A 26245-nucleotide genomic window follows, 5' to 3' on the forward strand; every position below is an offset into this window, starting at 1 on the left:
AAAGAGGCTGGGACAAAACTAAAAAACCTTAATAAAAGACGAACAATATAGTTATCATAGGTATCGACTCTAAATAACGCTGTTGATTTCCACAAATGGCTTCGCTTTCCTAGGGGCGGTGCTTGAGCCTCCTCGCTCCGCTGCGGGGTCTCAAGCTACCTCTATCTCCCTCAGGAGTCTTCGCCTTTTGCTCCAATCAACAGCTGGTGCTCCCAAAAACTAAATGTATCTTTTAAACGAAAACAGACCCGAACTAATTTGAGATTTCAAATTAGTTCGGGTCTCATTTAGACTAAAACACTTTTGTCCCAGCCTCTTTTACATTTGGGAAATGATTTGTTGCTTTTCCTCTCTGGAAACATAATGCTTCGTCTTAAATACTGAATACCCCTTCTTCCGTATCGAACCAAGTATCGCCCGATACAAATATGCCGCTCCCTTAACAGGAGTTCTCGAATGCATGGGATACAGATGAATAGTGCTCATCGCCTGTTCATAAAGACTTTCTGCTTTATTTGCCATCTCTTCCCACACAGATATGAACTTATTATTCACAATATGCTTATTCAAGTCATCCAGTGAATAGCCCGCTTTCTCCAACATTTCGATTGGAATATAGACTCTCTCTCGCTCAAGGTCTTCCCCGATATCTCTAAGAATATTAGTAATCTGCATCGCCTGCCCGAGCGCAATGGCATCCTCTCGCAATGCACCTTTTTTCTTAGGAGCCAGAATCGGAAGTAGCATCAACCCAACGGTACTTGCCACATGATAGGAATAATGAAGAACTTCTTCTTCAGTGAAATACATTTTTTTATATAAATCCATTTCCTGGCCAACTATCATGTCATGAAAGGATTGTACGTCCATCTCGTACCTAACGAAAACATCCTGAAGAGCTAACCACATTGGATCTTCAGACGGCAGTTTTCCATTTAAAAAAGAAGCAAACATTCCTTTGAATTCAAAAAGCTCTTCTTTCGGATTTTCCCCTTCATCCACGATATCGTCAACCTGTCGACAAAACGCGTAAACAGCCCATACCGCCTGTTTCTTTTCTTTAGGCAGGAGCATAAATGCTTTATAGAATGTTTTAGAATGTTCTTTAATTATGGATTCACAATGATGATATGCTTTCATTAAGTCGTTCATTGAGATTCACATCCTTTGCAGATGAATGATGGGCAAAATCATGGATAATCTGGTTTGCTGCAAGCCTAGCGCTTTGCATAACAATTGGTATACCACCGCCCGGGTGTATAGATGCACCGGTTGCATAAACATTTTCTAAATTAGAATTTGGTTTAGCCTGAGGTCTGAAAACACCAGACTGAAATAAATTCGGAGCGATACCGAAGCTACCACCTTGAAACAATCCATCGAGCTCGGCATCATTCGGTGTTCTTACTTCCATCCATTCCATTCTTTTTGTCAATTCAGGAAATGCTCTGTTTTCAATGTTCTTCATCATCCTGTCTTTAAATGCCGTTTCCTTGCTCCAATCTATATGCTTGCCAGACGGAACCGGTATAAGGACGTACAAAACACTTTTTCCAACTGGTGCCAATGTGGAATCGATTACGCTTGGATTGAATGTATAAAAGGAAGGATCTGTGGGTACCCTCTTCTCTTTAAACACTTCTCTCATATGCTGCTCGAAGTTTCCACCCATGAAAAATTGGTGAACATCTGAATTCTGATAGATTCCATCCAATCCAAAATAAAACAAAACGCATCCTGAGGAAGGTTCATAGTCTTTTTCAATATTGAATTGTAAAGCTGAAGAAGGAAAATCACCATTCCAAACGAGCCCATCAACCGTAATACTCTCACCATTAACTTTAATGGCCTTAACGCGTCCTTGTTCTTTTTGAATATTTTCCACCTTACTGGAAAGGTGCAGTGGTATTCCGCTAGCTTTCAACGTTTCCACTAGCACATCTACGAGAGACGCATAGCCTCCTTTCACATAGTGGATGCCATGTTCATGTTCACTATACGGAATTAAACTATACATGGCAGGAGCTGTTTGTGGATTACCTCCGATATATAACGTTTGAAGGGAATACGCTTCACGGAGACGTTCGTCGTTGAAATAGGTACCTGCAAATTTTTTAGTTGAATGATAAGCTTTTAACCTAAGCAGGGTCTTAAGGTTTTTCCCCGTCCAAAAATCTCTTTTTCGCGTAAACGATTTCTCCAGGAACGAGGTTTTCCCAATTTCAAAACTCTTTTTCATGTCTGTCATATATTGCTTAAATCCTACTTCTTCGCCTGGAAACTGCTTTGACAACTCGGATAGTTGAGTGTTTACATCTTTAAATTTTGTGTATTTCTTGCCATCCTTGAAATGAATGGTATAAAGGGGGGCAAGGCTTATTAGTTCCCAAGCGTCTTTGGACACTCCCGCTTGTGCCAGTATTTCTTTAAGCATATCGGGCAAGAGGACAATGGTTGGGCCCTGGTCTATCCGGTACCCTTCCCTTTCGACAAAGGCCAGCCGACCTCCTGCCTGTTTTTCTTTTTCAAATATACTAACGTGAAAACCCTGCTTTTTAAGTAAAAGGGCTGTAATCATTCCACCGATACCTGCTCCAGCAATTGCTATATGCTTACTCATTGAGCCTTCTCCAATCTTTGCGCTTGAAAGCTTTTTTGAGAATGGGTTTCATGCTCTTCCCTTAACAGTCGTGTTGTTATTCTCGCAGATTCGAGAATGGTTGGTAATCCGCTTCCTGGATGTGTACCGCCACCAACAAGCCAACAGTTTTCAAGTTCTTCAAATTTATTATGCGGCCGCAATACCATCATTTGCGTTAGTTGATGGCCGAGGTTAAAGGTAGCCCCTTTGTATACAAGCACTTCTTTTTCCCAATCAGCAGGTGTGATGATTTTTTCAACTTCTATGTGATCTCTGAGTCCTTTAAATCCGCTTTTTTTCTCCAGTGTCTCAAATACTAACTCTCGAAACTTATCTTTATTTTCCTGCCAATCTATCTCACTGAAATTGTTAGGAACAGGTGCAAGGATATATAGGGCAGACTTTCCTGCAGGGGCAAGTGTAGGGTCTGTCACAGAAGCATTCTGGACATAGATGGAAGGGTCACTTGATAGCTTCTTTGTTCTGGTTATCTCTTCTACATTCTTTTTGTAGTCTTCAGCAAATATGATGCTATGGTGCGGTAGATTATAAACGGTGTCGAGCCCAAGATAAATCATGAAGGTAGAGCAGGAATACTTTTTCTTCTCAAGCTTCCGTTTACTGTATTTTTGTAATACGTTTTCGTCCACTAAATTTGTCATCACATGGGCGAAATCACCGTTAACCACCACTTCATCTGCTTCCACTTTTGAACCATTCTCCATAATGACACCTTTCACTTTTCGACCTTCTAGCCAAAGCTTTTTAACCCCTGTACCAAGGTTAATTTTGCCACCATATTCTTTCACCACTTTTGCCATGCTTTCAGAAAGCTGATTGACCCCTCCGATTGGATGATAGATTCCATATGCATGTTCCATCCAAGATAGAATGGAGAAGGCACCAGGACATTCCCACGGGGACATTCCTAAATATTTTGATTGAAAAGTGAACGCAAGTTTGAGTTGTTCTTGTTGAAAGTATTTACTTAATTGATCATATAAACTGCTGCCAAGGCTTAGCTGCGGTAACGCTTTAATGACTTTCCATTGGAGATAATGATAGAAACGATCCATTTTCCCTTGAAGAATTGGAGTAAGGGCGTCCATACGCTTTTCCGTTTCGGACATAAATCGGTCATATCCCTCTCCATCCCCAGGAAAATACCGTTCAATGGTTTCTTTCATTTTCTCTTTATCACGAGTGACCATAAATGATTTATCTGGAAAAACAAGTTCATACATTTCTTTCAATTCTTTCATTTCCATGTAATCATGCATGTTCCGTCTTGATTCTTCAAAAATCTCCTCTGCTATTTGAGGCATACTTAAAAAGGTTGGCCCCATATCGAAAGTGAAATCCCCTAATGTTATTGCAGAGTTTCTTCCTCCAACATAAGGTTGTTTTTCCATAACGGTCACTTCATAGCCATTTGCAGAGAGCATCATGGCAGCTGCCAAACCACCAGGTCCTGCTCCAACCACTACTATTTTTTTGCTCATTTTAAGTACGCCTCCTCATTCCAAACAAACCGTCTTTCCATTAAACAAAGATTATACAAATATTATACATATTTTTAAATACCCTTACAATCAATAACACTCTCTCTATGTAAAAACGTGCTGAAACGGCATTTGGATGATGTTTTTTTCATAATCTGCAACAGAAATAAGGGGCTTGTACACACTAATATTAAAATAAAAACCCCTATTCAGGAGCTTTTATTTCTTTAATACGATAAAGAGTTTCTACACTCTAATCAAAACACATTTAATCATACTTAGCAATTTATTCCTTTATTGTTACACCGTAATGTGTAAACCATACATGAATTTGTGCGAGGTGGGCTAATAGTTGAGGACCAGTCATCAGCTGACCAAACCAAGGCACCTGAAATGCTTGACCTTCTGATGAAACGATATCTTTCAGTTTCTTTTTATCCATAAATTCAAGTAAAGGACTATTCGAATCTTCCAGAATTTCTTCTAGCCAACCTTTAACCATTTTTGTATATACCGGATGATGGGTTTTAGGGTAGGGACTTTTCTTCCTGTAAAGTACTTCATCAGGTAGTATGCCTTCCAAAGCCTTCCTTAAAATTCCCTTTTCTCTGTTGCCGTGCATCTTCATTTCCCACGGGATGTTCCAGACATACTCCACCAAACGGTGATCAGCAAATGGAACACGAACTTCTAAACTTGCACCCATGCTCATTCTATCCTTGCGGTCAAGTAGTGTTGTCATGAACCAAATCATATTTAAATAGAACAACTCGCGTCTACGCGCTTCTATCAGACTCTCACCTTCAAGTCTAGGCGTTTCCGCAACCGTTTCTTCAAATTTAGAAGTAATATATTCATCTAGTTTCAGTTTGCTTCTCCATTCAGGTCGAAGCAGTTCCATTCTGGCCTGGGTGGAACGCATCCAAGGGAAGTTACTTGATGCAAGATCTTCTGGTCTGTGGAACCATGGGTATCCTCCAAAGATTTCATCTGCACATTCCCCAGAAAGACTCACGACATAATTTTGTTTGATTTCCCGGCAGAACCATAGTAAGGAAGAGTCTATATCCGCCATACCAGGTTGATCTCTTACTAATACTGCTTCTTTTAAATACGCTGCGAGGTTTGTTTGTGAGATGATGGAACGGTGATGAACGGTACCAAAGGTTTCCGTCATTTTCATGATCCATTTCTCATCGGAATTTGGTTGAAATTCATTTGCTTTAAAGTATTTTTCATTTTCCTCATAATCAATGGAATAAGTATTTAATGGCGGCTTGCCTTCATTCTTAAAAGCATTTGCAGCAATTGCTGTTATGGCACTAGAATCCAAGCCTCCAGATAAAAATGTACATACCGGCACGTCTGATATTAGTTGTCTTGTAACAGCATCTGTGAACAAATAGCGCACTTTTTCCACGGTTTCCTCGAAACTATCCGTATGCGGCCTACTTTCCACATTCCAGTAACGCTTGATTTTTAGACCTTCCCTTTTACTCATAATCATTAAATGCGCCGGGCGGAGCTCTTTGATTTGATGAAAAAGTCCATGACCAGGAGAACGTGAAGGTCCAAGTCCGAAGATTTCTGCTAATCCATCATATCCAACTTCACTCGATACTTCCGGATGGGCCAGAAGTGCTTTCAGTTCGGATCCAAAAAGCAACATCCCCTCCCCTTGATGAAAAAATAATGGTTTCACCCCAAGTCTGTCTCGTGCAATGAACAACTTTTCTTCTTTTTCATCCCAAATCGCAAATGCAAAAATTCCATTTAAATGATGAACACATTCTTCTTTCCATTCCATATAAGCCGTCAGTAAAACTTCCGTGTCAGAATGCCCTCTAAAACCATAGCCTCTCTTTACCAATTCTCTTCTAATATCTTCTGTGTTATAAAGCTCACCGTTATAACAGATAGTATAGTTATTCTCCGCTTTATTCCTTGTCATTGGCTGCTTACCGCCTTCAAGGTCAACAACAGCTAAACGTTTATGGCCAAATCCCACATGACGGTCCATCCAAATATTTGTGTCGTCTGGTCCACGTAAAGATAACGTTTCCGCCATTTTTTTTACTATATCTTTCTGATCTTTAATTTCTTTCTTCCAATCTATCCATCCAGTAATACCGCACATATTGTCCATCCACTCCTTTTGCTTTAAGCAAACTACGGGTGTTCTATACTATGCCAGGAGTGCTTATACCATGAATTCTAGAAACACTTTCACTTTTTTTCTTTGTCTGTCCTCCTCTCAATATTCCTCTGAAAAGTGGGTAAAGTAATAAAAATGCGTCTAGTTTAAAGGCATCACAACTAGGGAAGAATGGCAGACACAAAGGTTTACCCCTACAAAACTTGTTGACTACTGGAGGAAACGACTGTGAATCTTCAAAAAAGGAAAAACATTATTTACGAACAGAAACGCTCCTATACATGCGGTACCATTGAAAATATAAACGAACAATGGATTTTCTTTGAAGCTGAGGACGATGAAGCATTTCTTTTAGAAGAGATTTCAGAAGAAGGCATAGAGATACTCTTTTCGAACGAATGGGTACCGGGGGTGTTATTAGAAACCGGTCAAGTTGTATTACATACCAAACATTTATATGAATTAAACAATGGAGATGCCGTGCGTGTCCGTAAAAGACTTCCCCAGCCCTATATGGAATGGCTTGAAGAACTGTCCGAGGATGCGTTTACAAAATTCACCACCCTGCTGAACAACTCCAATATCTCCATTTATGACTGCATCTATTGCTATAACACCATGCAGTTCATGGATAATATAAAGGAGCCATCCGGAGTAAATTTTCTCGTTTATGATAATGAAACATTTATATGCTCCGTTCAACATCACTTTTCTAGAGGAAAGTCAGTAACCGACCGATTTGAATATACCCTGCAAACCGGCAAAAGATATATGTTTACTAATATGGAACGCAGAAAAGCTGAATAGAACGGCAAATGTAAAAAAGCTTGAATCCCTATTTAATAAGGATTCAAGCTTTTAAATTTGCCAATTATACACCCATTGGAAGGCTGAAGCCTAAGTGGAGAATGTATGCCAATACGACCACGAAAAGAACCCAAACCACAACGGTGGATTTACCTTTCCTAGTGCGGACTGCGATCATTTCCATCAAACCGATAACCACAATACCTAGTACCATCTTCAATAGATATTGCCCGTTTGTGATCAATGTCCAACCAAGCTGCAAGCCTGTCACAACGATCAAGATGTAGAACACTCTAAGTACCATCGCTGTTATCTTAGCACCTTTTTCTTTCCCTGCTTTTGTTAAAAAAAGTACTACGACAAACAGAATAAGTGCGATTGCCCATGTTGAAATATGTGCATGTGTCAATTCTACCAACCTCCTTCATTTCAATCAAAACTACTAGTATCATACCATAGAGACAGAAAAAAACTAAGTAAATTACCTTAATATAAGATTTTGAATATTAACAATGATATAATACCTTTGTAAACCATTACATTCAATAATGGAGGTACTTCATTTATGACAACTAAAACACACGATATCATCAGTATGACAGAGAAATTTGGCGCCAATAATTATCACCCGCTTCCAATTGTGATTTCCAAGGCACAAGGAGTATGGGTAGAAGACCCGGAAGGCAATAAATACATGGACATGTTAAGTGCCTATTCCGCAGTCAACCAAGGGCACCGCCACCCAAAAATCATTCAAGCGTTAAAAGATCAAGCAGATAAAATTACCTTGACATCTCGCGCTTTCCACAACGACCAACTTGGTCCTTGGTATGAGAAAATGGCTGAGGTAACGAAGAAAAATATGGTGTTACCAATGAATACAGGGGCAGAAGCTGTAGAAACTGCCGTTAAAGCTGTTCGTCGCTGGGCTTATGATGTGAAAGGCGTGCCAGCTAACCAGGCAGAAATCATTGTATGTGAAGATAATTTCCACGGACGTACCATGACGGCTGTATCCATGTCCTCTAGTGAAGAGTATCAACAAGGCTTCGGTCCGATGCTCCCTGGTATCAAGGTGATTCCTTATGGCAGCATCGAAGCACTTAAGGGTGCCATTACACCGAACACTGCGGCGTTCATCTTTGAACCTATCCAAGGTGAAGCAGGCATCAATATACCAGCCGAAGGGTTCCTCTCTGAAGCTTATGAGGTATGTAAAGCTAATAATGTTTTATATGTGGCAGATGAGATCCAGGCCGGCCTTGGCCGCTCTGGGAAACTATTCGCTTGTGACTGGGAGAATGTCGAGCCTGATATGTACATATTAGGTAAAGCGCTTGGCGGAGGAGTATTCCCTATTTCCTGCGTGGCAGCAAACAAAGATATTCTTGGTGTGTTCAATCCAGGATCGCACGGCTCCACTTTTGGAGGAAATCCGTTAGCTTGTGCAGTTTCCATGGCATCATTGGAAGTATTAGAAGAAGAAAAATTGGTAGAACGTTCTTATGACTTAGGTAACTATATGATGGAAGAGTTACGTACCATTAAAAACCCTATCATCAAAGAAGTTCGCGGCCGCGGCCTCTTTATAGGAGTAGAATTGACGGAAGCAGCTCGTCCTTACTGCGAAAAGCTGAAAGAAGAAGGATTATTATGCAAAGAAACTCACGAAACGGTAATCCGTTTTGCACCGCCACTCGTTATCTCTAAAGAAGACTTAGATTGGGCTATAGAAAAAGTGAAGCAAGTTCTATCATAACGAAAAAGCTTCCTGCTAGAATGAACTAAATCTAGCAGGAAGCTTTTTTGCTTGATTCAATGTAACTTAACTGACCGTATTTCTTAGCGTACCAATTTTCTCTATACACACTTCTACTAAGTCTCCCCCGGTTAAAAAACGTGGTGGATCAAATCCTTTACCAACCCCAGCAGGAGTTCCGGTCGCGATAATATCTCCCGGCTCTAAGGTCATCCCTTTAGAAATAGTTGCTATTATTTCCGGGATGGAAAAAATCATTTGGTCCGTGGAAGCAAGTTGACGGACTTCCCCATTCACCACAGTTTTTATCTTCAAACATTGTGGATCATCTATCACCGATTTATGCACTATGACTGGTCCCATTGGGCATGTTCCATCTAAACTTTTACCAAGAAAGAATTGTTTATGACGTTTTTGCAAATCTCTAGCCGTAATATCATTCACAATTGTGTAGCCAAAGATATAATCCATTGCATCTTCTTTACGTATAGCCTTTCCTGCTTTTCCGATTACTATTGCTAATTCCCCTTCATAGTCTAATTGCCCGGTTACCTCTTCGTGTAAAGGAATGATTTCTTCGTGGCCAATTACGGTAGTGGGAACTTTCGTAAATATCATAATATGTTCAGGAATATCCTCTTCGCTACCCATCTCCAGTACATGTTCACGGTAATTTTTCCCTACACAAAAAATGTTCTTTCGAGGCCTTCGGACCGGCGCATGAAGCCTGACCTCTTTCATAGGGATAAAATAGTCCTTAGAATTTCGTTGTGTGAACACCCAGTCTCTAAGGCTCGCAACATTGGCGACAAACTCTTCCCCAGCTTCTATCCCTTGCAATAGAGTGGATGGCCATATACTTTCTTCTCCTTTAGCTTCATGCGCTTTTTGAAGATCGATGACAAATAGTTGTGCTTCGTCGGTTAGTCCGATCTTAACTTTTCCGTTAATTTCCATCAATAATAAATGCACTTGTGGACTCATCCTTCCCTCTACAAACACAGTGATTATGTAGTAATTTGTTATATTATGACTTGTTTTATCGAAGTGCTTTTTTTCTTGTTTGAGCCGTGCCATAATAGGGACAACCGCTTGCGTAACTTAATCTTATTATAAATGGAGTAGAAGCAAATGTTAGCCTTAAAAATTGAATTAAAACGACAGCAAATGATTCATTGCGCAAAAGAATACGGATTCACTGCTTCTCAAACAGTGAAATGCAGCCAAGAACTCGATGTACTACTAAATAAACAATCGCAACAGCAACTACGCTTATTGGAGAATCAAAATAAATATACGTTGGCACAATGAAAAGATGTGAAGCCTATGCTCACATCTTTTTAAATTTTGGCCTAGTGCCGTAAGTACCCGCTCTCCATAACCACTCCATCGGACCGAAATAGAATTTGGCAGCCCAAACTCTGCTAATGATAATTTGGAAGATATAAATCCCAAGAACAAGCCATACCCCATAAAACGGAGTAAAGGAACCATAAAAGCCAAGTCCATAACTGTAAAATATAAGCGAGCAAACAACGGACTGAAACAAATAGTTTGTTAAACTCATTTTTCCAACGTACTGAAAAGGGGACAATAATTTCATGCCGACCCCTGTTCTACTTGCCATAACGATAGATAAAAAGTAGAAAAGTGCACTTGCAGGTCCACCTAACCCGTCCTGTAAGTATTCTGTTGTGTAATTTTGAGCAGTGTAATATGGTAGCAACTTAAATATAACTGCCAAAACAAAGGTTGCAATCCAGAGTTTTTTCATCCATGAGAGGTTTTCCTCCACATTTTCCAACCATTTGGACTTTGCTGCTGCCGCTCCAAACAGGAACATCGGTAATACTGATAATACTATAAAGAAGAAGTTCGCAATATTAACGAAAGACCAATCGGCAATCCGTTGTTTCGTAATTTCCATAAATGTTCCATTGGCATATACCTGTAAAGATTGGGCGGCATTTGCCTCAAATGTGGAATAGAGATCTGTATCCCCCATCGTTAAGGTTACTACTAGCATTAATAATGACAACAGTACCGTCGGAATCACAATTAGAAGCAGACCCGTCCAAACCATCGCTTTAGATGACATTTTCCTCATTAACAATAAAAGAAAACCACATAAAGCGTAGGTAATAAGAATGTCACCATGCCAGATCAAAAACGCATGAATGATTCCTATCACCAATAATACGAACAATCTTCTTGAAAAATATTTCGGTACAGAGAGGTTTTTTTCTGCTACTCTCGATGTAAAAATAATAAAACCATACCCAAACAAAAATGAAAAGAGCGTATAAAAGCTTGCTTGGGCAATAATATCCACGCCATTCATCACTAAAATGTCCCGTGTATCTGTCCAATATGTTTTTATGTTTACATATAGCATTGGAGCAAAAAATGAAGGCATGTTCACTAGAAAAATGCCTAATATTGCAATTCCCCTTATAATATCTAATGCTACTATTCTCTCTTTTTCTTCTATGGGTGCCCCTTGCATGTAGAATCCTCCCTTTTCGTTCTTTCTTTCATAAAGAATATTATAGCTCTTTTTCCTTTATATTCCTATCACCAAATCCTCTTTTCCTTTTTCAGTTTCCACTCACCATACAGGGCTAATGTCATAGGATATACCATAAGCGCACAGAAAAGGAGTTAACGTTATGCCAGCAATCGTCGGAGCTGTAAATGTTAACAGCATCGGTAACTCCGGGGTCTTTCATATCGGGGATGTTTTTCAAATGTCCCCAGTCAGTTCCGCCAAAACATTTGCAGGAGCCGGAAGCTTCAACACCGGAGACAATATATCTGTAAGCAACACCAACAGCCAGACCAACACCTATGACCAAGATGTCAATGATCAGCCGGTGGCATTGAATATGTAAATCGAAATATGGAGGGACGCACATGGCTTCCAATTTTTTTATCAATCAAAGTATTGTCATCCATCATTTAAAAATAGGAGGTATATCAAACTCCTCCGTTTTTCAAATCGGCAGCGCAGGAGTTATTAAATCATTATCTAACCTGTACAACACAGGAAATTTCACCGGACCAGCACCTGTCAGCAGTGCTGAAATAGCGCAGGAACAGGAACAGCAAAACGACATACCTCCGAGTGCTTTAGAATTTCCTGTACCTTTAACAGGGTCAAGGTAATGAATATTCTGGGCATTCACCCATTTTCAATGTTTGCATAAAGTATTATAGATGATTCTAATAGCACTTCAACAGCAACCAATGAAAGGGGTGGTCGGATGTATAATAATTATCAGTATTTTTATCAAACGCAGCTACAGATACAGCAACTACAACAAGTAGTGGAAAACCAGACGAAGCAAATTTCCACCCTCGAGGAACTGGTGAAACTTATGCAACAGGAAATCACCCAATTAAAAGAAAAGCCAAGTATGAATATTGAACGGATCGAGTATAAATTTGATCAGCTTAAGGTGGAAACATTAGAAGGCACACTTAATATCGGGTTGACACCTGGGTCACCAGGGGAAATTGAAGACTTTGTCGTAACCCAAAACAACTTGGAAGTGCCTGTACCACAACGAAATCAGAATTTAGCCAAAGGGATAGAAGCAGACCTGCGGGAATATCTCAATAAAAACGGAAAAGCAAAAATTGATCAGATAGCCAAACAGCAAGGAAGGACTCTTGAAAAACACTATCATGATTTCATGATCCAAGATGTAAACAATCAACTAGCTTCACGTGTAAATCACACATTAAATGCGATTACCCCAGAAGCTGTCCAAAAAGGATACAATGATGAAAAAATCAAGGAAATAGCTGTCCAACAGCTTCAAGCTGATATGGATAAAGCGTTTGCTGCCTTTATCCAAGCTCTTCCTAAAAAAAATAAATGAGTGGTGTTCATAGATGAATTTCCAAGTTTCAAATCATAATTTACAAGTAGATAAAATTGATATTCTTGGAGTATCTTCCTCTTCTATCTTCCTAGTGGGGGATACTCAGAATATATGCCTGACCTCTTATTTTGACACTCCCCCTGAGGCATTGGTAATCGGGCCATTTGTACCGCTTACCACGGAATAAGCCATGCGCATTTCTAGAGTGAACGATATTAACTTGCATTCCTTGTCTTTCAGCTCCTATTTCCACATTGGGGATTCGTATTATATAAATGCCAAATCAAGAGCTCTCGCTGTGAAAAGAGAGTTTCCTCGTTTTTATGGTAATGAGGGGAATTTTTCTGAGTATCCGATATTTTCCATGCAATCCCCGACTCCTGTTATAACGGAGCGTGTGAACATGGCGGTGAATAATGTCAACCCCAATATTTGCGTCAATTCCATTAAGATAAAAGGGGTTTCTTCTTCCTCTGTCTTACAAATAGGCTCATCCCAGACGGTATGTGCGGAATCAAGAGTAAAGCATATTAGACAGTTGTTAAGTCCGGAAATTCATAAAGCTGCAGGATTACCAGACACTAAAATAAAGAATGAGGATGAATAAATGCACAGTAGCATCACCTTTTAGGTCAGTGTTCATATAGTATAAGTATCATAAAAACATGGGTAGGTTCATTGTTCAAGCGGAAGAATAGAAGAGTGTGCAAACCTAAAAACAAAAAGGATGTTCTACATGCCAGCTATCGTAGGTCCGGTTGCCATCAACAGCGTAGGTGGAGGCGTCGTCAATTTTGGAGATTCCTTCTACATCTCTCCCAAATCCGCCTCCAAAACCTCATCAGGATCCGGTGGATTTAACACCGGAAACTTCGTCATCACCAACAACGGTCTATCCGCCACCAACACCATCGACCCTGACTTCAATGACCAGGATATTGTGGCGAATAACTAAAGGGCAAAAGTCGAAAGAAAAGAAGAAATAAGGGGTCAGACCCCTCTAGGACTTTCCCCTTCAACCCCGAAATACCACAAAATCCGTGCCAAGGCAAGTGGCACGGATTTTGGTTTTTAACGTTTTTGTTTTCGTTCGTTTGATTTTTTGGTTAGTGGTATTTTGGATGATGGCTGTTTTTGGATCCATTTGATGAAGGATGCTATCTTTGGGTCATCTTTTAGAAGAAGAACGGTATTCATCCGGATAGCAAGCTCTTCGTTCGTATATAGGGCATGTATTTGTTTATGACATGGAATACAAAGATTTGCCGTGGGTAGGAAGGTCCCCCCCATTTCCTTAGGGGTAAGGTGATGGACCGTTATTTCCACCTCTTCTCTTTCACAAAGCTCACAAGTACCAATGTCCCATTTTTTCTTACCCATGACAGTCTACTCCTCCATCATTCAGATTCAACATCCTGACACCTTCCACCTTTCTTCCAATACCAATTCAAACATCATAAGTTTTCCAATGTCACAACAGAACCGTTGCCAGAAGACTTTGCAGGGGTAACCACCAGTCGTCTAGGCAAACGTGCCCGTAGCTCTTGTACGTGGGAGATAACCCCAACTGCAAGGTGGTCGGATTGAAGTTTTTCCAATGCTGTGACTACCGCATCCAAAAGCTCTGCATCAAGCGTCCCAAAGCCCTCATCAAGGAAGAAAAACTGCAGTGGATATTCTCCTCTTAACTGAATTTGAGCGGAAAGGGACAATGCAAGTGCCAAGGATGTAAGGAATGTTTCACCACCAGATAGAGTGGAGACAGGTCTCCGTACGCCACCATTAGCATCGTCACGAATAATGAAGCCTCCATTTGAATCCATTTCCAGGGCATATCTCTGGCGGGTAAGCTGTCCCAATCTTTCTGAAGCATCCCTGCTTATTTGCAGCAATTGCTCTTCCGCCAAGTATTCAACAAAACTGTTTCCTTTAAAGACACTCTGAAGCTTTTGATATGCTTGCGTCTCTTCCGTTAGCTTTTTCTTCTTTTCCTCGAGAATCCTAAACCGTTCATTACGCTCCTTTAGAGAAAGGAGATTTTGTTGAAGAGCACTCTTTCTTTCTATCTCATCACGCAATTCCTTGCGAGCAAACTGTAGTTGTTCTCTGAATTTCTCCCATTCGTCTTCTTCTAAAATGTCTGTACCAATCAATACATTTAAACGGGAAAGGTCCTTTTCAACAGCCTTTCTTTCTTCCCAGTACTGTTCTATTTGCTCTTTCCATACAACTTTTGATTCTATATGAACAATCGATCTCTCTACTTCATCGGTGGCTGTGAACACGGACTTGTCAAGTTCATGCTTCCATTTTTCTTGAATGAAAGCAAGACGGGACTCCGATTCCCGTACCATCTGTTCACTCTGTGAAGCAGCTTTTTCTTTTTCTTGAGCATGCTGCTGGGATTCTATCCATTGTTGGTAGTTTTCCCTTTCCTTCTTATTTAAACTTTCCACTTCATACTCAACACGCTTCAGCTCATCCTGGATATTATTCTCTCCAGCGATGGACTTTATTTCTTCTTGTGTATCTTTCATACGATTCAGAACCTGTTCTAACTGCAGTTCCTCTTGGTAAATGTTTTTTTCAATCTCTCGCTTCTTTTCTTGTGTTACTTTTAATTCTTTCTCTTTTGATTCAATAAAATCCACACTTGTATTTATTCTTTCCTGCAGGTCTATTCGGTGTTTTTCATTTTCTTTGGCAGCTTGGAAGGTGGTTTCGATTTCTTCAAAAGTTTCTTCTACGAAATCTCTCTCCCACTTGCTTTTCTTTTCTAATAAATCCTTTTGCGTTTCTTCTTGACGCTTCTTCCATTCATCACGCTGTTCCATATAGCTAGAAGCAAGCTTTTCTGTTTCCTTGAAAGTCCCTGTCCACTTTTGGAGGTAATTGTCCACCTTCTCTTTCTTTTGTTGCAATTGAATGAGGTCTTGAATTAACGCCTTTTGTTCTGTTGATATTCTATGGTATTTTTCAGCAATCAGACCTGCTGTGTCCTTTGACTCGTTCCATTCCCTGTCCCACAGGTCCCACTTTTCAGACGATTCCTTTGGCGAGGGCAAGCCTTTTTCCCCTTCAAGGTCTCGATGAAGCTCGGAAGCTATTTGCTCTAATTTAAGCTTAATCTTCAAATTTTCCTGTTTTTGAAACGAAATTGCAGAAGGAAGTTTTCCTATACCGTTTTCCTCTTTGCTGCTTGCAACTTCCCTATGAGCTTGATGAGAAGCTAGACCGGGATGAACTGTGGAACCACAAACGGGGCATGCGTCTCCTTCTTCAAGAGATTTGGCCAACTCCAATGCCAATTGATGGATTTTAATATCATCCGCAAGCTTTTGTTCCGCCTCTAAGAACTGTTCTAGCTGTCGTTCAAGCCAATCAAGCTGTTGTGCCATTTTTGATGCTTGATCATAGTGCTTTTCTGTACTTTGGAAAATTTCTAAAAGGGATTCTTTTCCCTTATTTAGATTCGCTTCTGCTTTTTGGTTGTCAGCCTGGAAGGTAGAAATTTTGTTTTGTAAGGAGTCTACTTCTGCTCCATTTTCCTTCATTTTTTTCTCAATGAGCAGTATCTCTTGTTTCTTGTCAAATGCTTTCTGAAGTAATTCTAGACGTGCAGGTGCAAACGCAAGGGAGCCAAGCTCATCTTTTAATGTCTTTTGCTTGTTTACTGCCTTGGTATACAATTCCTTAGCTTTTTCTTCCTGGTTGTGTAATTTAGAAAATACTTCTTTATTAGAATCCAAAGAACGTTTCAGTTCTTCCATTTTGGGGTGATGTGAAGTCAATCCTTCCTCAAGGTTTCTCGCACGTTCTAATTTTTCTTTCCTTGCGAGCAGCACAGGTAATTCTGATTCTTTCTTCACTCTAGTTGCTTCATACGTACTCAAGGCTTTATTCAACGCTTCTATTGCAGATTCATTGGCTGTTTGGTCGAGTTTATTTCTTTGTTTCCACTGTAATAAGGCTTTTTCTACCTCTTTCAGATCTACCAACAAAGATTTTAAGCTCTCTGCCTGTACCGCCAATGTATAGGAAGTTTCCAGCTTCTTTATTGAAGCCTCTTGCAAAAGGAAAGATTGAAGCTTTTTTTCCACCTGTGCCTTTTCAAGCTGCCTTTCCCACTGCTTCTTTTTTTGCTCAAAAGCATGTTCCATCTCTTGAAGTGCTTTTTCTGAACTTTTAACGAGAGTCTCTACTTCCTTGAACGCTTTTTCTGCTTCTTGTACCGCCTCATCAGAAGCTTCGCCCAACCCTAATTGCTCAGCGTGTATTTCTCCTAACAGTCTTGTTTTTTCTTGCAGCTCTTCTTTTATTTTTCGTGAAAGCTGGTCGCCGTATTTTTCTAACTGGAAAAGGCGTTGCAGCATTTGTCTTCTGTCTGCACCTTTAAGCGACAGAAATTCGGCAAATTTACCTTGTGGCAACACAACGGCTCTGGTGAAGTCATCAATGGTCAGTCCAAGTATTTCTTGAATGGCCTGATTCACTTCACTTGCTTTATCCGCTATAACGATATGCTCGTCTTCCTTTACTTCCGTCAATCTTGATATTCCTGACTTAACACGGATGTCATCCGTCCTTTTAAAGGTACGTTCCACTTTAAAACGCTGCTTCCCCTTTGCATTTTCTAGTTCAAATAAAAAGGAAACCTCTAACTGATTTTCAGCATGATTCATAATTCCTTGCGTATTATTGGAGGCACGTTCTACTTTTCCGTACAGAGCAAGCGTCATCCCGTCCAGTATGGAAGATTTTCCACTTCCGGTTGGTCCAAAAATTCCAAATACGCCACCCTCACAAAGCGATTCAAAGTCAATTACTTGTTTTTCACGGAAGCTGTGCAGCCCTGCGATCATCAATGTGATTGGTTTCATACTTGTTCCTCCTTCAACGTTTCATCTTGCAATAAGGAGAGAAATAACCGGACTAATTCTTCTTCGGGTTTGGCTCCTCCTGATTGTTTTTCATAAAACCTAACAAACAGCTCTTCCATGGGAACGCTGTCCATCTTCACCGCTTTCCTCTCTTCGACCATTTCTGGAAAAATGGGACGAATATGGAGGATGCCGTCGTGATGTTTTCGGATTCGGTGAATTTCCTCCATGGATAGTGCATTGGTGACATGTATTTCAAGATCTACCCATGCATTGCTATCCTTCTTATTTTCAAGCCATTCATACACTTGTTGAACTCCATCTATTGCCTTCCATTTCACAAGTGGCTTTCCGCTAGAGAGATAGATTTCTTTCGTTTCCACTGCTTCACCAGGCTTTGCATCTATAATGGTGACACTTTTCGTGTAACCAGCCTCTGAAAAACTATAAGCAAGCGGGGAGCCAGAGTATCTGGCTGCCGTTTTGGCACGCTTAATGGTTTGAGGGCGATGCAAGTGGCCTAGAGCAACATATTGGGCTTGATGTGGCAAGCTTTCTGCTGCAACCGTAAATGCTCCCCCTACTTCTATAGGACGTTCTGAATCAGAGGAATTTCCACCGGCAACAAAAAGATGGCTCATGGCAATATTGACAGAGGACTCGGTAAACTGTTCACACATCTTTTCAAAGAACTGGCGAATTCTTGCATCATAATGATTCCTGATAGCCTTTTCCTCAAATTCTTCGGAAAGCACTTCGTTTAACCTGGACTCGGATGGGTATGGCAAAGAAGCGAGTTTCAACGTTTCTTCCGTCGTTGGGACATAGATTGTCTGAACGTCCATTGTGGGATAGCCTAGCAAGGAGATATTTTGCGAGCTTGCAAGAGGTCTGGATGCAGAAAGACGGTCTGGATTATCATGGTTCCCTGCAATGACAGCAACAGGCCTTTTTCCACTGTTGGATAACTGTTGAAGCGACTCATAGAAAAGTACTTCCGCCTGGGCCGGGGGATTGACAGTGTCATAGACATCTCCTGCCATCAGTACCACGTCTACTTTTTCTTCTTCTACAATTTGCAGAAGCTCTTCCAAAAACTGTGCCTGCTCTGGCAAACGACTTCTTCCTTCTAACGTTTTTCCCAAGTGCCAGTCGGCAGTATGAAGTATGCGCATCTTTATTCTTCCCTTCCATGAAAGTGGCTCAAGTAACAACATTTGCCACCTGAGCCACTCTTTATATTAATCCATTTTCACTAATCGATTTCCATCAAAAAAATATAAATATTTCTCCTTTAATTCTTTCTTCCAAATTTCTTCAACGGCTTTCCCGTACAGAGCTACTTGGTCTTTATAACGATTGCGCAGAACTGGTTCTGCTTCTTCAAATCCGTTACCAAATCTACCTGTGATGGTATCCGTTTTATAGTCGATTAAGACAAGCCCTTCCTCATCTTCTAAAAGGCAATCAATGACACCCTGCACCAGAATGGTCTCCTCTTTTAGTTCTTTTTGCTCAAAAAACCCATTTTCTTGCAAAGCAAAACTGAATGGGACCTCCCGGTGAACCTGTAGTGCCTCTAGCATCCGCTTCCCAATAGGAGTGACAAAGAAAGAGACAACTCCGTCAAAATCAATGACGTTTGCCTGTTCGGCTGTAATTAGCTCTTTTTGAACCATTTCCAAGACCTGAGCCTGTACATAATCCCGATCAATTGCTTCAGCTGCAAGGTCTATATTCTGCATCACCGCGTGCATCGCTGTCCCAATTTCTGAAGGAGTCAACTTTTTCTTCTGTAAGAAGGCCGGACGATCAAGGAAATACCTTCTTTCTGTTTGAACAAGCGTGTTGTCTGCGTATGGGTCCTGCTGTTCTCTCATTCTTTTTATCTCTGAAACAGATTGCTTCGAACGATGAATACTTGCCTCTTTGTATGGATAGGTCCAATTCAGCTGTTCCACCACTTTCGCCTTAAAAGGGCTTTCGATGTCAACCTGTTTCCCTTGTTTCACATAGTCTAGAAGAAGGTTTTCTTCCTCTTTTTCAGCTTCAATCTCCTGAATCAACTGTTCTACGTTGGTGACAGATATCTTCCATGAAGTCGGATGATTAGCGATGTCCTCTTGGTTAACAATGCTCGCACCATCTTCTCTCAATACTTGTGCATCCTTGTGTCGCACAAGGGCAGGACCAACCCAGTCCATATACGATTTTGCACCTGCTCTTACATAGTCCGGTAACAGCCAATTTTCATGTAAGACGTGTTCCCCCCACTGCAATTGAGATTTTTCAAGGTCCTTTACCGTTCCGACCAGGTATAATTTTTCCTTTGCCCTGGTGAGAGCTACGTATAATACACGCATTTCCTCTGCTATCAGTTGGGCCTTGGCTTTTCGTTTCAAGGCCAACTGCAATATCGTTGGATAGGTGATTCGCAGTTTTGCATTTACATATTTGGAACCAAATCCGAGCTCTTTATCTAGCAAATAGCTGTTGTTAAGATCAATCATATTAAACTGTCTGGACAGTCCTGCAACAAAGACGATCGGAAACTCTAGTCCTTTACTTGAATGAATGGTCATCAGCCTGACAACATCCTCTTGCTCCCCAAGCGCTCTTGCAGCTCCAAGGTCTTCTCCTCGTTCTTGCATCCTTTCAATAAAACGCAAGAAACGGAACAAGCCGCGGAAAGAGGTGGATTCATATTGTCTGGCACGGTCATACAGTGCTCTCAAATTTGCCTGACGTTGCTTACCGCCTGGCATTCCCCCAACAAAATCAAAGAAGTGAGTGTCCTGATAAATCTGCCAAATTAACTCGGACAATGCTCCTTCACGCGCAGCTGTACGCCATGATTGAAGCAAATGATAAAATAAACGAATTCTTTTAGCTAATTCATGTTCCTCCACCGTATCAGGGGCCTTGTCCATAAATGCCATTAACGCTTCATAATAGGAGCCTCTTTTTTGCTGAATACGAATGGTGGCCAAATCGTTGGAATCAAGCCCGACAATCGGTGACCTTAATACAGAAGCCAATGGAACATCTTGATATGGGTTATCAATGATCTTCAATAACGATAAAAGAATGGCAACTTCTGTTGCTTCGAAATATCCCGTGCTCAAGTTTGCATATAACGGCAAACCTTCCTGCTTAAACTCTTCCATAAATTGAGGAGCCCATGGCATTGAGCGCATCAGAATCACAAAATCCCGATAAGTGACAGGGCGCATCGCTTTTCTATCTTTATCATATATTTCATACCCGGACTGAATAAGATGCTTTATTTTTTGAGCAATCATCTTCGCTTCCACTTGAGCTGTTTCTAATTCCACTTTATCAAATCCAGCGGAGTTATCTTCAGACTCAGACTCGGAAAGCTCTTCCTCATCCCCAGAAACTGAACCGCTTCGATTTATTATCAATAATTCCGATTCTCGGTCCGGCGCTTCCGGATAATAGGCTGCCCCGAACTTTAATTCCGCATCGTCGTCATAGTCTATTTCCCCAACAGTTTCTCCCATAATTTGTTTAAAGATAAAGTTGGTGGCATCAAGGACTTCCGGTCGGGAACGGAAATTTTTATTTAAATCAATACGAAGGCCAGATTCTCTTCCTTCCGTATCAAACCGTTTGTATTTGCTTAAGAATAGGAAAGGTTCCGCTAAGCGGAATCTGTAAATGGATTGCTTTACGTCCCCTACCATAAACATATTTCCAGCTTCTTCACTTTCCTTCGTAACTAGCTTCAGGATCGCCTCCTGGACCATATTTGTATCCTGGTACTCATCCACCATCACTTCTTTAAAAGTGGACTGATAGCGGAGTGCGGCTTCCGATCTCTCTACTTTTCCTTCGTTAAAAGTCGTGAGCACACCTAAACAAAGATGCTCTAAGTCGGAAAAGTCCACTAATCCTTTATCCTGTTTTAAGAGGCTAAATTCCTTCCCATATTTCTTAACTAAATCAACAAGTGTCCCCATCACAGGTGCTAACTCCTCAAGGTCTTTCAGAAAAGAATCGGGACGTCGGGAAAACAATTCATCTTTAATTCCTTGTACCATTGCTTTTGCATCATTACGTACCTTGGTCCATCTTTCTATTAGCTCTTTATCGTATTCATCTCCGCGGCAGGTTTTAGCCCTGGAAAAATCAAGTTCCTGCATAACTGCATACAAGTCTTCCCATGATGTATCAAGGGCACTTTGAAGTCTGTGAAGTTGAGTCAAATCCTGCTCGATATTCTCAGCACGCGGAGCAGGTCCACCCGGCTCAAGCGTAATTTTCATCGCTTTTTCCAGCAAGCTTTCCGCCCCTAGAAACTGCAGCTTCATTTCACGTTTCAATGTCTGGATGAAGGGCAAGTCATCAATAGAATACTTGCTGGTAGACTGATAGAACGATTCAATCTCATCCAGCCATTTGTCAGGGCTTGGATTGGCCCTTGAAAACTCATGAAGATCCAGAACAAGATTTTGCAAAGCTCCATCAGAACGATCATTCGTGTAGCGGTCGACCAATTCAAAAAATAAGTCGTTGTCCTCTTTTCCGTACTCTTCTTCAAAGACGCCTTCAAGAACCTCCTCCTGCATTAATTGGATCTCCGTTGTATCGGCAATACGGAAACTTGGATCAATGTCGATCAAGTAATAGTATTTCCTTACTACCTCAAGGCAAAAGGAGTGAATCGTAGATATGGATGCCCTGTTCAATAAGCTTAGCTGTCGGCGCAAATGAAGCGATGCCGGCTTTTTCTCTAATTGTTTTTCCAATGCTTCGCCAATTCTGTGGCGCATTTCTGCAGCTGACGCATTGGTAAACGTTACGACAAGCAGCCTGTCCACGTCTACATGTTCCTCCACAATCTTATGAATCATTCGTTCAACAAGAACAGCGGTTTTTCCTGACCCAGCAGCTGCTGCTACGAGAATATCTCTCCCAGAAGCGACAATGGCTTTCCACTGATCATCTGTCCACTGGGCATCTATTGGTTTTGGAAGAAGTTCCATGCTCATGATTCCCCTCCCCCTTCTATCTTCGTTTTCATCGAGGAAATGACCTCATTTTTAGGTATCGTTGACAGCACTCTATATTCGTTTTCATCAAGCGATGTATCAAATTGACAAAACGATTTATAGGAACAAAACGTACAAGGCGTTTGATTCTTTAATTTGTAAGGAGCTATGCTTGTCTCACCTTCAGATATTTTCATGCCAATCTCTTCGAACGTTTTTCTAACATATGTTCTCAGCTGAGTGAATTCTTCTTCACTTGCAATCGAAGAGTTCGCTTGAAACCCACCATTCTTTTTTAGTGCAGCAGACACTATTTTGGAGTGCCCGGTCTCGAGCGTCTGATCCATCAGCTTAACAGATTCCTCATCACCTAAAAGCAGACCTTTCATTTTGAAGCTCTTAAAAATCTCCTCTTCTATGATGTCCTCCGGTTTCATTCCATTCGTTTTTATCATTGGATTATGAACATGGAAATACAGGACGCCGGCAGGAGTGGCTTCATTTCCTAGCCAGCCTTTGGAATGAGAGATGACTATATCCAAATAGGTCAGCATCTGTAATGCCAGCCCATAATAAACCTCCGTAAGGTCAAGTGCTTTATTGCTCGATTTATAATCAATGATACGAAGCAATAAGCCGTTGCTTCCCTCTGCTTTATCAACGCGATCTATACGTCCTACAAGCTCCATTGTCACACCATTTGGCAAGTTGATTTGAATTGGCGGCAACTCTTCCTGTTTGCCAAAGCCAAGTTCCAACCCAACTGGGGTAAATTTGCTAGCTTTGGAGTGATCGCTTAGAATCTGCGAAGCTCTTGTGATAATCGTTTCCAACTTCCGTTTGATGTAATGAAAACGATTGGAGCTTAACAGGATTTCCCCTTGCAGCTTTGGCGCGAGAATATGAACAGCTTCTTTTGCCAGTACCTCACACTCCTGTTTGGTGAGGTTCTTCCAATCGTTTCCGCTTTGTCTTAGTTTATCTGAAATATGCTTAAGTGCTGCATGAAAGAGCTGCCCGATATCCGGTGCTTCCAATCGGTAGATTTTTCTTTCCTTCAGCTTTAAACCATGAGAAGCGAAATGGGAAAAAGCACACGCACTGAACTTCTCCATCCTCGACACACTGGCTTCCATGAAGTTTCCGTATAACTCACGACTAACCTTTTGTTTTAATTTTTTGGCTTCATTTTTGTAAAATAAACTTCGTAAGACATGTTCCGTTTTATCCTGCCATTCTTCATTCTCTAATAGTGTATTGTAGACATCCCACCAGATTGGTTCCACGGGATATTTCTTCATCCACGCTTGAAGCTGTACTGCCAAGTTAGATAGTGTGGTCGTTGGGGTATGAATATACCTTAGCTGTTCCTCGTTTGACAGCTCTGCTGGTTCATTGAGCAACAACTTCTCCTCAAGCAAAGGAAACATTTCCTTAATTCGCTTAATATAGGAGGAAGGCAACAATGTTTTCCCCTCTTCGTCTGCCAGTGCATAGCTTATATACAAGTGATGGGAAGGGCTTAAGAATGACGTATAAACAAGGAAATGTTCATCAAGCAGCCGCTCTAAGCTTGTAGGTGCAAGATCCATTCCGTAATTGGACAAGAGCTCTCTCTCTTCTTCTGATATAAATCCCTCGTCTTTAATCTTGGCAGGAATCACCCCATCATTTACACCAATCACAAAACTGTGCTTAATATCTGTCAGGCGCGAGAGATCAAAGTTCGCAACGATAACCTGGTCAATCGCCGGTGGCACTAGGCTAAATCTCAGGCTTTCCAATCCGCTTTCGACCATTTTCATAAACATGGATAACGAAATCGGATGGTCTCCTATCAGTTCGACCATCTGATCTAGCATTTGAATAATCGCCTTCCACACTTGCTCGTTTTCTTTTGCAACGGACAAATTGCCTTCATCTTCGGCCTTGTTCATTCTTGCTTCCAGTTTTTGTGGAATTTTCAAATCTTCCATATATCCATAGAGTGCCTTGCAATAGCCATCAATAGAATTTGCTTTTTTCCAGCGCTTTTCAAGCATGTGAAGAGGTTCTACAATCATCGCTCTTAATTCATTGATTTCCTTTTCATAGGCAATCTCTTCATCTGTTTGCACGTATGGACCTTCTGTATCCACACTAAAAAAGCGACGATATTTCCATGGCTCAGTCGCAGTCCATCTATTCCCTTGTATCCCATAGGACAGGCAATAGTTTTCCAGTTTATCCGTCTTTTCGCGCATCTCATTAATATCTTGATCCTGCGAGTAAAACAAATCCGTCTTTACACAACGAAAAACAGATTCATAGCGCCAGTTTCTTGAAATTACCTCAAGACTAGAACGCAGCAATTCCACCAATGGATGATGGAGCATTGTTCGCTTTTGATCGACGAAAAACGGGATGTCATAATCTTTAAAAACGGTATTGACCAAATCAATGTAAGATTCGGCATTTCTGACAATCACCGCTATATCTTTATAACGGTTACCCTTATCTCTGACAAGCGAGACAATCTCCCTTGCGATGCCTTCCATTTCCGCTCTACGATTGACTGCTTGTAAAATAGATACGTCGGCCTTATTGGGATAGACGACAGTTGGCCGAACATCAAAATACTGTTCCATATGACGCAAGGAATCAGCGTGGTGGAAGCGTGGTGTTTCTAATAAAAGCTCCGGTGTTTCTATTTGGCATCCTTCTTCCAATGCGATATCTTTAAGCTTTTGATAGGTCGTTCCGGTCTCCCTGAACAGATGAAGATCATACGGTGCTTCCTCGTCATATGGCTTATCTGCTGTCAAAGCAATCGTGACCGAGTTTGCATGCTTCATTAATTTCTTCAAGACTGCCAATTCCTGAGGGGTGAAGCTATGAAAACCATCAATGAAAATATCTGCTTTTTGGATATATCTCGAACTTGGTATTTTTTCCACCAAGAGCTGTAAATAATCTTCGCCATCTAGATATTTTCCTTCCAGCGTTTCTTCTAGCTGACGATAGACAACAAGTATGTCTGTCAGCTTTTTAGCTAGCATTTTTTCATGCTCAGAAATGGAGAAATCCTCACCAATACGTACGATTTCTTCCTGTAAAAGTTCAGGTGAAACGCAATAACGTTTAAACTCTGTGATCATGCTTTCCATTTGTTCAATGAATCCGAACTGCTCTGCAGACTTCCCAAATACATGGAACTTACTTTTATGTTCTTCAATCACCTTACGAAGCAACATATGGATACCTGTCTGATCAATATGAAAACGGCTGATACCGCCAACTTCCTGTAAAATTCTCCATGCAAGTCGCGTAAAACTGAACACTTGCGCCCGAATCATTCCCTTAACATCAGGTGACTGCACAATCCGATATTCTGATTGAAAAGTCATCTGTTCCGGCACAAGGTAGACAACTGGCGGACCTTGTGGATCTTCTTTAAGCTTTTGAAGAATTTGTTCGTTGCACCAGGTTGTTTTCCCACTGCCTGTTCTTCCTATTAAAAATCGTATAGACACAAGCTATCCCCCATTTTCCCAATTCCCAAAAATAATACGTACTTATGTTCTTCTTATTCTATTGTACTGAAAAACTACTATTATTGC

Annotated in this window: 21 protein-coding genes; 9 read left to right on the plus strand and 12 right to left on the minus strand. The window is 41.0% G+C overall.

Features of this window, described 5'->3' with window-relative positions; genetic code table 11:
• Positions 1 to 318: 318 nt before the first annotated feature.
• From HC179_RS04620 to asnB, 4 genes are all read right to left on the minus strand, one after another.
• Positions 319 to 1152 carry a phytoene/squalene synthase family protein gene (locus HC179_RS04620; RefSeq protein ID WP_168863273.1) on the minus strand — a complete coding sequence of 278 codons (834 nt, stop codon included), beginning with the start codon at positions 1150 to 1152 and terminating at the stop codon, positions 319 to 321.
• Positions 1118 to 2620, minus strand: coding sequence for a phytoene desaturase family protein (locus HC179_RS04625; RefSeq protein WP_168863274.1), 1503 nt, complete (start codon positions 2618 to 2620; stop codon positions 1118 to 1120). Before HC179_RS04625 ends, HC179_RS04620 begins: the two co-directional genes overlap by 35 nt.
• Positions 2617 to 4143 carry a phytoene desaturase family protein gene (locus tag HC179_RS04630; protein ID WP_168863275.1) on the minus strand — a complete coding sequence of 509 codons (1527 nt, stop codon included), beginning with the start codon at positions 4141 to 4143 and terminating at the stop codon, positions 2617 to 2619. The genes HC179_RS04625 and HC179_RS04630 overlap by 4 nt, the downstream gene beginning before the upstream one ends.
• A gap of 286 nt (positions 4144 to 4429) precedes the next feature.
• On the minus strand, positions 4430 to 6280 hold the full coding sequence (asnB, locus tag HC179_RS04635) for an asparagine synthase (glutamine-hydrolyzing) (RefSeq protein ID WP_168863276.1): 1851 nt from the start codon (positions 6278 to 6280) through the stop codon (positions 4430 to 4432).
• Positions 6281 to 6526: 246 nt separating this feature from the next.
• Here asnB and HC179_RS04640 point away from each other — a divergent pair, with 246 nt between their 5' ends.
• The gene (locus HC179_RS04640; protein WP_168863277.1) at positions 6527 to 7105 is read left to right on the plus strand and encodes a DUF2777 family protein; all 579 of its coding nucleotides are present in this window, start codon (positions 6527 to 6529) and stop codon (positions 7103 to 7105) included.
• A 64-nt stretch (positions 7106 to 7169) separates the two neighbouring features.
• Here the strand turns inward: HC179_RS04640 and HC179_RS04645 are convergent, their stop codons facing one another.
• A complete protein-coding gene (locus HC179_RS04645; RefSeq protein ID WP_168863278.1) occupies positions 7170 to 7514 on the minus strand; it encodes a DUF1516 family protein in 345 nt (114 codons plus the stop codon).
• Between the two features lie 156 nt (positions 7515 to 7670).
• Here HC179_RS04645 and HC179_RS04650 point away from each other — a divergent pair, with 156 nt between their 5' ends.
• Complete coding sequence (locus HC179_RS04650) at positions 7671 to 8864, plus strand: ornithine--oxo-acid transaminase (protein ID WP_168863279.1); 1194 nt, start codon at positions 7671 to 7673, stop codon at positions 8862 to 8864.
• A 66-nt stretch (positions 8865 to 8930) separates the two neighbouring features.
• Here the strand turns inward: HC179_RS04650 and HC179_RS04655 are convergent, their stop codons facing one another.
• Positions 8931 to 9848, minus strand: a complete 918-nt coding sequence (locus HC179_RS04655; protein ID WP_205825225.1) for a fumarylacetoacetate hydrolase family protein — start codon at positions 9846 to 9848, stop codon at positions 8931 to 8933.
• A 147-nt stretch (positions 9849 to 9995) separates the two neighbouring features.
• Here HC179_RS04655 and HC179_RS04660 point away from each other — a divergent pair, with 147 nt between their 5' ends.
• Positions 9996 to 10175 (plus strand): aspartyl-phosphate phosphatase Spo0E family protein, encoded by a 180-nt coding sequence (locus HC179_RS04660; RefSeq protein ID WP_168863280.1) that lies wholly within the window; start codon positions 9996 to 9998, stop codon positions 10173 to 10175.
• Positions 10176 to 10194: 19 nt separating this feature from the next.
• On the opposite strand, the gene HC179_RS04665 is transcribed toward HC179_RS04660, so the two are convergent.
• Positions 10195 to 11370, minus strand: a complete 1176-nt coding sequence (locus tag HC179_RS04665) for a DUF418 domain-containing protein (RefSeq protein WP_168863281.1) — start codon at positions 11368 to 11370, stop codon at positions 10195 to 10197.
• A gap of 163 nt (positions 11371 to 11533) precedes the next feature.
• Between HC179_RS04665 and HC179_RS04670 the strand changes: the two genes are divergently transcribed.
• The 6 genes from HC179_RS04670 to HC179_RS04695 all read left to right on the plus strand — a co-directional run bounded on the left by HC179_RS04670 (position 11534) and on the right by HC179_RS04695 (position 13706).
• Positions 11534 to 11755 (plus strand): spore germination protein, encoded by a 222-nt coding sequence (locus tag HC179_RS04670; RefSeq protein ID WP_148989432.1) that lies wholly within the window; start codon positions 11534 to 11536, stop codon positions 11753 to 11755.
• Positions 11756 to 11777: 22 nt separating this feature from the next.
• Entirely contained in the window at positions 11778 to 12029 is a 252-nt protein-coding gene (locus HC179_RS04675; protein WP_168863282.1) for a spore germination protein GerPB, read from the plus strand.
• A gap of 98 nt (positions 12030 to 12127) precedes the next feature.
• Entirely contained in the window at positions 12128 to 12748 is a 621-nt protein-coding gene (gerPC, locus tag HC179_RS04680) for a spore germination protein GerPC (protein WP_168863283.1), read from the plus strand.
• A gap of 13 nt (positions 12749 to 12761) precedes the next feature.
• Positions 12762 to 12938 carry a spore gernimation protein GerPD gene (locus HC179_RS04685; protein WP_168863284.1) on the plus strand — a complete coding sequence of 59 codons (177 nt, stop codon included), beginning with the start codon at positions 12762 to 12764 and terminating at the stop codon, positions 12936 to 12938.
• A gap of 3 nt (positions 12939 to 12941) precedes the next feature.
• Positions 12942 to 13358, plus strand: coding sequence for a spore germination protein GerPE (locus HC179_RS04690; protein WP_168863285.1), 417 nt, complete (start codon positions 12942 to 12944; stop codon positions 13356 to 13358).
• Between the two features lie 129 nt (positions 13359 to 13487).
• Positions 13488 to 13706 carry a spore germination protein gene (locus HC179_RS04695; RefSeq protein WP_168863286.1) on the plus strand — a complete coding sequence of 73 codons (219 nt, stop codon included), beginning with the start codon at positions 13488 to 13490 and terminating at the stop codon, positions 13704 to 13706.
• A 116-nt stretch (positions 13707 to 13822) separates the two neighbouring features.
• On the opposite strand, the gene HC179_RS04700 is transcribed toward HC179_RS04695, so the two are convergent.
• From HC179_RS04700 to addB, 5 genes are all read right to left on the minus strand, one after another.
• On the minus strand, positions 13823 to 14131 hold the full coding sequence (locus HC179_RS04700) for an HNH endonuclease (protein ID WP_168863287.1): 309 nt from the start codon (positions 14129 to 14131) through the stop codon (positions 13823 to 13825).
• A 74-nt stretch (positions 14132 to 14205) separates the two neighbouring features.
• The gene (locus HC179_RS04705) at positions 14206 to 17631 is read right to left on the minus strand and encodes an SbcC/MukB-like Walker B domain-containing protein (protein ID WP_168863288.1); all 3426 of its coding nucleotides are present in this window, start codon (positions 17629 to 17631) and stop codon (positions 14206 to 14208) included.
• Complete coding sequence (locus tag HC179_RS04710) at positions 17628 to 18806, minus strand: exonuclease SbcCD subunit D C-terminal domain-containing protein (RefSeq protein WP_168863289.1); 1179 nt, start codon at positions 18804 to 18806, stop codon at positions 17628 to 17630. The genes HC179_RS04705 and HC179_RS04710 overlap by 4 nt, the downstream gene beginning before the upstream one ends.
• Positions 18807 to 18872: 66 nt before the next feature.
• Positions 18873 to 22646, minus strand: coding sequence for a helicase-exonuclease AddAB subunit AddA (addA, locus tag HC179_RS04715; protein WP_168863290.1), 3774 nt, complete (start codon positions 22644 to 22646; stop codon positions 18873 to 18875).
• Positions 22643 to 26158: a helicase-exonuclease AddAB subunit AddB gene (gene addB / locus HC179_RS04720; RefSeq protein ID WP_168863291.1), complete on the minus strand. Its 3516-nt coding sequence runs from the start codon at positions 26156 to 26158 to the stop codon at positions 22643 to 22645. The genes addA and addB overlap by 4 nt, the downstream gene beginning before the upstream one ends.
• Between the last annotated feature and the right edge of the window lie 87 nt (positions 26159 to 26245).

The sequence above is a fragment of the Bacillus sp. RO1 genome, from assembly GCF_012524115.1.
In the GTDB taxonomy this organism is placed as follows: Bacteria; Bacillota; Bacilli; order Bacillales; family Bacillaceae_I; genus Sutcliffiella_A.